At 69.1% G+C, this 8,970-nt stretch carries 10 protein-coding genes; 2 read left to right on the top strand and 8 right to left on the bottom strand.

What is annotated here, in order from left to right; all coding sequences use genetic code 11:
* Together ACLL81_RS09035 and ACLL81_RS09030 are read right to left on the bottom strand one after the other, a co-directional pair.
* A partial coding sequence (locus tag ACLL81_RS09035; RefSeq protein ID WP_411288012.1) for an enoyl-CoA hydratase-related protein occupies positions 1-694 on the bottom strand: 694 nt, incomplete at its 3' end.
* A gap of 51 nt (positions 695-745) precedes the next feature.
* Complete coding sequence (locus ACLL81_RS09030) at positions 746-1,276, bottom strand: gamma carbonic anhydrase family protein (RefSeq protein ID WP_411288011.1); 531 nt, start codon at positions 1,274-1,276, stop codon at positions 746-748.
* A 301-nt stretch (positions 1,277-1,577) separates the two neighbouring features.
* Here ACLL81_RS09030 and ACLL81_RS09025 point away from each other — a divergent pair, with 301 nt between their 5' ends.
* Complete coding sequence (locus ACLL81_RS09025; protein WP_411288010.1) at positions 1,578-2,363, top strand: PhoH family protein; 786 nt, start codon at positions 1,578-1,580, stop codon at positions 2,361-2,363.
* Positions 2,364-2,639: 276 nt separating this feature from the next.
* Positions 2,640-3,923: an MFS transporter gene (locus ACLL81_RS09020; RefSeq protein ID WP_411288009.1), complete on the top strand. Its 1,284-nt coding sequence runs from the start codon at positions 2,640-2,642 to the stop codon at positions 3,921-3,923.
* A gap of 124 nt (positions 3,924-4,047) precedes the next feature.
* Here ACLL81_RS09020 and ACLL81_RS09015 read toward each other — a convergent pair whose 3' ends face one another.
* The 6 genes from ACLL81_RS09015 to ACLL81_RS08990 all read right to left on the bottom strand — a co-directional run.
* Positions 4,048-4,293, bottom strand: a complete 246-nt coding sequence (locus tag ACLL81_RS09015; protein WP_411288008.1) for a DUF5961 family protein — start codon at positions 4,291-4,293, stop codon at positions 4,048-4,050.
* Between the two features lie 82 nt (positions 4,294-4,375).
* Positions 4,376-5,449: a sulfate/molybdate ABC transporter ATP-binding protein gene (locus tag ACLL81_RS09010; RefSeq protein ID WP_411288007.1), complete on the bottom strand. Its 1,074-nt coding sequence runs from the start codon at positions 5,447-5,449 to the stop codon at positions 4,376-4,378.
* Positions 5,421-6,218, bottom strand: a complete 798-nt coding sequence (gene cysW / locus ACLL81_RS09005; RefSeq protein WP_411288013.1) for a sulfate ABC transporter permease subunit CysW — start codon at positions 6,216-6,218, stop codon at positions 5,421-5,423. The genes ACLL81_RS09010 and cysW overlap by 29 nt, the downstream gene beginning before the upstream one ends.
* 35 nt (positions 6,219-6,253) lie before the next feature.
* Positions 6,254-7,120: a sulfate ABC transporter permease subunit CysT gene (gene cysT, locus ACLL81_RS09000; protein ID WP_411288006.1), complete on the bottom strand. Its 867-nt coding sequence runs from the start codon at positions 7,118-7,120 to the stop codon at positions 6,254-6,256.
* A 1-nt stretch (position 7,121) separates the two neighbouring features.
* Positions 7,122-8,162 carry a sulfate ABC transporter substrate-binding protein gene (locus ACLL81_RS08995; RefSeq protein ID WP_411288005.1) on the bottom strand — a complete coding sequence of 347 codons (1,041 nt, stop codon included), beginning with the start codon at positions 8,160-8,162 and terminating at the stop codon, positions 7,122-7,124.
* Positions 8,163-8,188: 26 nt separating this feature from the next.
* On the bottom strand, positions 8,189-8,970 hold a 782-nt coding region (locus tag ACLL81_RS08990), incomplete at its 5' end, for an OprO/OprP family phosphate-selective porin (protein ID WP_411288004.1).

Genomic DNA, 8,970 nt, shown 5'->3' with positions numbered 1-8,970 from the left:
CGGGATAGTCCCTCTGCCCCTTGAGAGCGGCCGCCAGGGTGGGTTCGTCCAGGCCGCGATAGACGGCCTCCTTGGAGGCGCGGATCGACATGGGCGACAGCTCGATGATCTGGCCGGCCCAGCGTCTGGCCGCCGCCATCAGTTCGGCGGCCGGGACCACCTCGTTGACGAAGCCCAGGTCCAGGCCCTCGGCGGCGGAGACCCGGCGGCCGGTGAGGATCATGCCCAGCGCCCGCTTGGTCCCGATCTGCCGGGGCAGCCGGTGCAGGCCCCCGGCCAGCGCCGCCAGGCCCACCCGCGGCTCCGGCAGGGCGAAAGTGGCGGTGTCGGCGGCGATAATCAGGTCGCAGGCCAGAGCGATCTCGAAGCCGCCGCCCATGGCCACGCCGTTGACCGCGGCGATCAGCGGTTTGGTCAGGTCGAACCGCGAGGTCAGGCCCGCGAAGCCCGACGGCGGGCTGCCCATCTTGCCGCCGCCCGCTTGGTGCTTGAGGTCGTTGCCAGCCGAGAACGCCCGCTCGCCGGCCCCGGTGACGATCGCGACCCACTGTTCCGGGTCGGCTGCGAAGGCGTCGAACGCCTCGCCCAGCTCGAAGTGCGCCGGCGAATGCAGGGCGTTCATCACCTCCGGCCGGTTCAGGGTGAAGATGGTGAGCGGTCCCTCGCGGTCCACCTTGATGAACTCATAGGCCATCGGTTGTCCTCCCGTTGTGCGCCCAGGCTGGCGCGGGCGCCGCAGGGTCCGTCAAGCCGTCGCCTGGAGTTCGCGGCGATAGCGCTTCCAGTTTTCGACGTAGTGCAGCGCGCCGCCGATGATCACCTGGGCCTGGGCCGGCGAGACCGCGCGCACCACCTTGCCCGGCGCGCCCATCACCAGGGAGTTGTCCGGGATTTCCTTGCCCTCGGTGATCAGGCAGTTGGCGCCGATCAGGCAGTTCTTCCCGATCTTCGCGCCGTTGAGGATGATCGAGCCGATGCCGACCAGGGAATTGTCGCCGATCGAACACCCGTGCAGCATCACCAGGTGCCCCACCGTGACGTTGTCGCCAAGGATCAGCGGCGAGCCGGTGTCGGTGTGCAGCACGCTGCCGTCCTGCACGTTGGAGTTCTCCCCCAGGATGATCGGATCGTTGTCGCCGCGCAGGGTGGCGCCGAACCACACCGAGGCGTTCTTCTTGAGAATCACTCGGCCCATGACCGATGCGCTGGGCGCAATCCAGTATTCGTCATCATTTGGTAATTCAGGTGTCACATTGCCCAAGTTGTAGACACTCATCAACACACCCCGTTTCTTGCGACAATCCGTCTGTTTAACACTTCATAAACCAAGTTAGGATCAATCTAGTGATGCGATTCGAGGGGGCGATAGCCCCTGCGGATGCCGCCGCGGGGCCGCTTCGGCCTCGCGTCTCGCGCTGGGCGGAGTTGATGGCGCTGAGCATGTTGTTCTTACGGGCTTTCCCGCCCGGACCAGCATTCGATAGCGGCCCCCCGGGCTGCGGACGCCTCCGCTGCTGTGCTTACCTATCGACCCCAAAGGGCGCTCCTCAACCAGGACGCCCTTTTTTCATGTCCCTGTGGAGGCCTTGATGACCAAGCGAGCCCTGAAGCGACAGCTGCGCGAAGGCGCCTTCGGCGTCGGCCAGTTCGAGGGCGACGATAAGATCCGCAGGCTGCCGCTCGATCGGGGCTGGTCGCCGCTGGCGCATCACAACAACAACAATGAGGACCGCGACCAGGGTTACCTGAAGACCATCAAGGCCAAGTCGCCGGGCCAGGAACAGCTCATCAAGGCCATCGACGACAAGAACCTGGTCATGGCCCTGGGCCCGGCCGGCACCGGCAAGACCTATCTGGCCATCGCCAAGGCCGTGGAAGCCCTGGAAAGCGGCAGCGTCGGCCGCATCGTCCTGTCGCGCCCGGCGGTGGAGGCCGGCGAATCCATCGGCTACCTACCCGGCGACGCCGAGGACAAGCTCGCCCCCTACCTGCGTCCGCTCTACGACGCGCTCTCCGACCGTCTCTCCATGAAGCGGGTCCGCGCCCTGATGGCCGAGGGCGCCATCGAGATCGCCCCCGTGGGCTTCATGCGCGGACGCACCCTCAACAACGCCTTCGTGGTCATCGACGAGGCCCAGAACTGCACCTACGGCCAGCTCAAGATGCTGCTCACCCGCCTGGGCTGGCACTCGACCATGGTGGTCACCGGCGACCCCAACCAGTCGGACCTGATCCCGGAGCTTTCGGGCCTGGGTCCCGTCGCCACCAAGCTGGAAGCCGTCCCCAACATCGCCGTGGTCCGCCTCCAGGATGTGGACATCGTGCGCCACCCGCTGGTCGCCGAGATGCTGGGCGTGCTCTAGACAGAAACAGCCGGGCTCCCGGGCGGCGGCTGGCCGCTCGGGCGCCTAGGCCGTGTACTCGTAAAGTTCCACGGTGCGGGCGGGGTCGCGGAGGCCGACGGCCGAGATGGGTGGATTCCGTACACGGCCGGTTGCCGTTTGACTGACACCGCCCCTGCAACCGTTGCTGACCTCGCGGGGGCGCCGGGACCGCACTTCGCCGGGGCAACCTGAGGTCGGTTGCATTCGGGTCGCCACTCCCTAGCAATCATCGGCGGGGCCATACTGGGGGTGGGAATGACGACGATCGTGGCGACGCGGGCGAGCTTTCCCGCGGTCTCGGAGAGCAGCCGACTTCGGCTGTGGATCATCTTCCTGCTCTATATCGCCCAGGGCCTGCCGCTCGGGCTGTTCTACCTGGCGATCCCCGCCTGGATGGCGACCAATGGCGCCACGGCGCTGGAGGTGGGCGCGTTCCTCTCGGCGACGTCGCTGCCCTGGACCCTGAAGTTCGCCAACGGCTTCATAATGGAGCGCTTCACCTACCTGCCCATGGGGCGACGGCGGGCATGGCTCATTGGTTCGCAGATGCTGATCGTGGCTGGGCTGGTGGCGATCGCCGTTTTCGACCCCGGGCCCCGGGACATCGCCCTTCTGTCGGCGCTGAGCTTCGGGATCAACATCGCCACCACCTTCCAGGACGTAGCGGTGGACGGGATGGCGGTGGACCTGGTGCCGGTCGCCGAGCGGCCGCGCGCCAACAGCCTGATGTTCGGCGGACAGGCCCTGGGGATGGCCGGCGCCGGGGCGGCGGCGGGGGCCGGCATCGGGGTGTTCGGCCTGGCCGGCGTCGTGGCGATTGCGGCGCTGGCGGTCACCCTGCTCGTTGTGCTTCTGCTGGTCTGCCGCGAACGGCCCGGCGAACGGTTGCTGCCCTGGACCGCAGGCTGCGCGTCGGCGGAGTGCGAGGCGGTGCAGATGCGCGCCTGGGCGCCGATCTTTCGCGAGATCGGAAGGGCGATGACCCGGGGGCCAAGCCTGCTGCTCCTGCCGGCCCTGCTGATGGGCGGGGCTGGCTCCGGGCTCTACTCCGGTATCGCTCCCCTGATCGGCGCCAAGGTGGCGGGTTGGAGCGCACCGCAGGTCTCCGGCCTGATGGCCACGGGCAGCCTGATCGCCGGCGGACTGGCGGTGCTGGCGTTCGGCTGGCTGATCGGACGGGTTGGCGAACGGCGGACCGCGATGTTCGCCTTCGCAGGGGTGCTGGGGCTTGGGATCGCGGTGGTGGCCCTGCAGCCCTGGTGGACTCAGGGCTGGCCGCTCAGCCTGTTGATCCTCCCCACCGATGCGCTCTGTTTCTTGATCACCATATGCCTGTCCACCATCGCCATGCGCCACTGCGCGCCCGCCGTCGCCGCCACCCAGTTCGGGCTGTATATGGCGACCGCGAACCTGGGACGAACCTTGAGTTCAGCGCTGATCGGCCCGCTGGACGCACTGGGCGGCAATCCGGCGCTGCTTTTCGGCTTCGCTGCGACGGGACTTCTCGGCGTCGCGATCCTGGCGCGGAACCGCGACTGACTTGACCAACCGTCGCCGCCTGCCCGCAAGGGTTCAGCGGCACGAAAGTCCGCAAGGGGGTCGGGAGCGGTCATTTACGTAGCGGAAGGAAGCGGGCCCCCGCCAGGCCTTATGAGGCCACGCCCTAGTCGCAGGGCGCCGTCTCGCCGGTCTCCAGATCGACGCGGAAGCACTGCCGCTCGCCGGTCTCGCAATCTTCCACCAACAGGCTGATCTCGTCGTCCGCGTTGGCCGCCGGATGATGGTCCTCGATGAAGTGCAGGGCGGCGTCCTCGAAGCTGAGGCCCTCGATCAGGTGCGAGCGCTCGGGCGCCTCGGCGACGCCGTGGACCGAGAAGCGTCGCTGGAGCGTGGTCTCGCTGGCGGGCATGCGGGCTCTCCTGTCGCCAGCCAAACGCCTGGCGCGCCGAAAGGATTCAACCGGGCCTGCGGATACCCACCGTGATGCGCCGTCAGGCCGCGTAGACCTGCGGCCGCAGCGGCTTGATCCGCACCGCCAGCCCCGGCGCCACGCCGGGGGGCATGGTGTGGCCGTGGGTTTGCAGCTCCATCACCTGGCCTTCGATCAGGCACTCGATGCGCACGTCGGGGCCCCGCGAGGACACCGCCCGCACCTGCGCCGCCAAGCCCGCGCCGTCGCCGGGCGCAAAAGCCACCTCGTCGGGCCGGAAGAACACCTGCACCCGCCCGGTCGGCGCGGTCTTGGGCGCCTTGGTCTCCCAATCGGCCACCAGCAGCCGGCCCTCGGCCACCACGCCGGGCAACCGGCAGGCCGCGCCCAGGAAGTCGAATACGAAGGGGGTCGCCGGGTTCTCGTAGACCTCGTTGGGCGTGCCCAGCTGGATCAGCTCGCCGTCCTTGAGGATCGCCACCCGGTCGGCCAGGTCCAGCGCCTCCTCCTGGTCGTGGGTCACGAACACTGTGGTGACGCCAGCCCGGTCGTGCAGTTCGCGCAGCCAGCGGCGCAGCTCGCGCCGCACCTGGGCGTCCAGGGCGCCGAACGGCTCGTCCAGCAACAGCATCCTGGGCTCGATGGCCAGGGCCCGGGCCAGCGCCACCCGCTGCCGCTGGCCGCCGGAGAGCTGGGCCGGAAAGCGTCTCTCCAGGCCTTCGAGCTGGACCAGCGCCAGCAGTTCCCTCACCCGCTCCTGGATCGCCGCCTTGGCGGGCCGCTCCGCGCGCGGCCGTACCGTCAGCCCGAAGGCGATGTTCTGGGCCACCGTCATGTGGCGGAAGAGCGCGTAGTGCTGGAAGACCATGCCCACGCGACGCCGCCGCACCGGGAGCGACAGGAAATCCTCGCCATCGAACCGCACCTCTCCGGCGTCGGGGCTCTCCAGCCCCGCCAGCACCCGCAGCAGGGTGGTCTTGCCGGAGCCCGAGGGCCCCAGCAGCGCCAGGAACTCCTTGTCGTGGGCCTGCAGGGACACGTCCTTCAGCGCCGGAAAGCGCCCGAACGACTTGGAGATCCCGCTGATCTCCAGCGACAGGGGTGACTTAGTGCTTGCGTGTGGCAGCGAGTTCACCGGCGTATCGCCATTCGAGGACGGTCTTGAGGACCAGGGTGACGAGCCCGAGGGAGGCAAGGAGAGAGGCCGCCGCGAAGGCGCCGACGAAGTCATAGTCATTGTAGAGCACCTCGACGTGGAGCGGCAGCGTGGTGGTCAGACCGCGCACGCTGCCGGAGACGACGGACACCGCGCCGAATTCGCCCATGGCACGGGCGTTGCAGAGCAGGACGCCGTAGAGCAGCGCCCACTTGATGTTGGGCAGGGTCACCCGCCAGAAGGTGGTGAAGCCATTGGCCCCCAGGGTCAGGGCCGCGGCCTCCTCGTCCGAGCCCTGGTCGGCCATCAGCGGGATCAGCTCGCGGGCCACGAACGGCAGGGTCACCAGCACCGTCGCCAGCACCAGGCCGGAGGTGGCGAAGATCACCTTGATGTTGTGGTCCATCAGCCAGGGTCCGAACCAGCCCTGGGCGCCGAACAGCAGCACCCACACCAGGCCCGAGACCACCGGCGACATGGAGAACGGCAGGTCGATCAGGGTCAGCAGGAAGCTCTTGCCGCGGAACTCGAACTTGGCGATCGCCCAGGCGGCCGCCACGCCGAAGACCGCGTTCAGCGGCACCGAGATGGCGGCAACCGTCAGGGTCAGGCGGATGGCCGCCAGGGCGTCGGGCTGGCGCAGGGGCTCCAGGTAGGGGCCGATACCCTTGGACAGCGCCTGCTGGAACACCACCCCCAGGGGGAAGACGATCAGCACGCCGACCACCGACAGGGTGATCAGCAGCATCAGCGGCGCCAGGCCCGGCAGGCGGATCGCGGGCGTCATGCCCTGCCCCGCCGCGACATCACCACCTGCAGGGCGTTCACCGCCAGCAGCGCGCCGAACGCGATGGCGATCATCGCCAGGCCCACGGTGGCGGCGCCGGCGTAGTCGTACTGTTCCAGCTTGATGACGATCAGCAGGGGCGCGATCTCCGAGACCATCGGCATGTTTCCGGCGATGAAGATCACCGAGCCGTACTCCCCGACCGCGCGGGCGAAGGCCAGGCTCACCCCGCTCATCAGCGCCGGGGCGATCGCCGGCATGATCACGAACACCAGCCGCTGGAAATCAGTGGCGCCCAGGGTCTGGGCGGCCTCCTCCACCTCGCGGTCCACGTCCTGCAGCACTGGCTGCACGGAGCGCACCACGAACGGCAGGCCGATGAACAGCAGCGCGATGAACACCCCTGTGGGCGAATAGGCCGTCTTGATCCCCACCTGGGCGAACAGGGCGCCCAGCGGGCCGGTGGGCGCATAGATGGCGGTGAGCGCAATCCCCGCCACGGCGGTCGGCAGGGCGAACGGCAGGTCCACCAAGGCGTCCACCAGCCGGCGGCCGGGGAAATCATAGCGGGTCAGGGTCCAGGCCACGATCAGGCCCAGGGGGGCGTTGACCAGCGCCGCCAGCAGCGAGACGCCGAACGAGAGGCGCAGGGCCGCCAGCACCCGCGGCTCGGTCAGCGTCGCCCAGATGCCGCTAAGGCCAACCTCCCACGGCCGCAGCACCAGGGCGGTGAGCGGCAGCAGGACGATCAGCCCCAGCCAGGTCAGCGTCCAGCCGAGCGCCAGTGGGAAGCCCGGCAGGATCGACGGCTCGCGCCATCGTCGGCGCGCGCGCGGCGCTAAGGTCTGGGCGGGGGCGGCCATCCTAGCTCCGGTAGATCCGGTCGAAGACGCCACCGTCGGCGAAGTGGATGGCGTGGGCCTTCTTCCAGCCGCCGAACTGGCTGTCGATGGTGACCAGGGGAATGGTCCTGAACTTGCCGGCGTACTTCCTCGCGGCGTCGGGATTGCGCGGCCGGAAGTGGTGCTTGCCGACCAGATCCTGGGCCAACGGGCTGTAGAGGAAGTTGAGGTAGCCCTGCGCCTGGACGCGGGTCTTCTTGCGGTTGACGTTCCTGTCCACCAGCGCCACGGCAGGCTCCGCCAGGATCGACAGGCTCGGATAGACGATGTCGAACTTGGGCCCGAACTCGTCCAGCGACAGATAGGCCTCGTTCTCCCAGGCCAGCAGCACGTCGCCGATGCCGCGTTCGGCGAAGGTGGTGGTCGACCCCCGCGCGCCGGTGTCCAGCACCGGGACCTGGCGGAACAGCCGGCCGAGGTAGGCCTGCGCCGTGGCCGGCGTGGCGCCGGGTTGCCTCAGCGCCCAGGCATAGGCCGCCAGGTAGTTCCAGCGCGCACCGCCCGAGGTCTTCGGATTGGGGGTGATCACCCCGATCCCCGGCTTCACCAGGTCGCCCCAGTCGCGGACTTTCCAGGGGTTTCCCTTGCGCACCAGGAACACGATGATCGAGGTGTAGGGGGCCGAGTTGTTGGGCAGCCGGCTCTGCCAGTTGGCCGGCAGCAGCCGGGCCCGCTGGGCGATCTCGTCGATGTCGTGAGCCAGCGCCAGGGTCACCACGTCGGCGTCCAGCCCGTCGATCACCGAGCGCGCCTGGCGCCCGGAACCGCCGTGGCTCTGGTTGATGTTCAGCGTCTGGCCGGTCCGCCCCTTCCAGTAGCTGGCGAAGGCGGCGTTGACGTCCTTGTAGAGCTCGCGCGTCGGGTCGTAGCTGACGTTGAGCAGGGTGATGGCCTTGGCCTGCGCCTCGGCGTCATCGCCCATCAGGGCGCCCGCACCCAGGCCCGCGGTGGCCGCGGCTCCGGCTGCGATCGCCCCCCGGCGGGTGATCAGGGTCTTGGTCATGGCTGTCTCGTCTGTCCGCGGGAAAATCAGAAGGCGTACTGGGTGCGCAGCGACCAGATGTTCAGCGTCTGACCGATCTGGGCGCCGGCGGGCGGGGTCGGCTCGCCTGCGCCCAAGGCGGTCCCGCCGGGCGACAGCCGGTCGACATCCACATGCTGATAGTCTGCCTGGAAGCGAACCGCTGCATTCGGGTACCAGTTGAGGCCCAGCGTCACGATCTTTTGCTCGCCGCCGCGGATCGCCGAGGCGGCTGCCGCGGAACCGGGCGCTCCGGCCCGGTAGTCCAGGTCCAGCGCCGAATAGCGCGCCGCCAGCTCCCAAACGCCCCAGTCGCCGCTACCCCGGCTGAACGGCCTGTCGCCACGCGGCGCGTCGAAGGTGGCGGTGGCGATGGAATAGCGCCGCGGCTGACCGGTGAGGGTCCAGGCGCCCTGCACGTACCAGCCGCCGAAACTCGGGTCGGACAGGGCGCTCGCCCGGCGCTGCACATCGATGCGGTAGTATTCGGCCTGCACGTGCAGCGCCTTGCGCTGGGCGGCGAACTCCAGGCCTACGGCGGTCGCGCCCTCGGCGTCGATGTTGCCGGTGTCCACCAGCCGCGTGCCGTCGACCCTGAGCTCCGGGCGCTCGCGCAGGCGGATGTTGGCGGCGGCGCCGGGCGCCACGTCCGGACCCGACGCCGCCGGGTCGATAACCACCACCGTGTTGGCGCCCAGGTGGATCAGGCTGTCGTCGGTCTTGTAGGGCACGTAGGCGACCCGGCCCACAAAGGCGGTCTGCTCGTCGAAGGTCTGGGTCCCGATCACAT

The organism is Phenylobacterium sp. (assembly GCF_046590535.1).
In the GTDB taxonomy this organism is placed as follows: Bacteria; Pseudomonadota; Alphaproteobacteria; order Caulobacterales; family Caulobacteraceae; genus Phenylobacterium.
This window is presented reverse-complemented; position numbering and strand designations above follow the sequence as displayed.

Excerpts from the sequence above, each read along its gene's own strand:
- ACLL81_RS08995 (WP_411288005.1), bottom strand. The coding sequence starts at position 8,162 with ATGACCAAGACCCTGATCACCCGCCGGGGGGCGATCGCAGCCGGAGCC.
- ACLL81_RS09030 (WP_411288011.1), bottom strand. The coding sequence starts at position 1,276 with ATGAGTGTCTACAACTTGGGCAATGTGACACCTGAATTACCAAATGAT.
- cysT (WP_411288006.1), bottom strand. The coding sequence starts at position 7,120 with ATGGCCGCCCCCGCCCAGACCTTAGCGCCGCGCGCGCGCCGACGATGG.
- ACLL81_RS09015 (WP_411288008.1), bottom strand. The coding sequence starts at position 4,293 with ATGCCCGCCAGCGAGACCACGCTCCAGCGACGCTTCTCGGTCCACGGC.
- ACLL81_RS09020 (WP_411288009.1), top strand. The coding sequence starts at position 2,640 with ATGACGACGATCGTGGCGACGCGGGCGAGCTTTCCCGCGGTCTCGGAG.
- cysW (WP_411288013.1), bottom strand. The coding sequence starts at position 6,218 with ATGCTGCTGATCACCCTGTCGGTGGTCGGCGTGCTGATCGTCTTCCCC.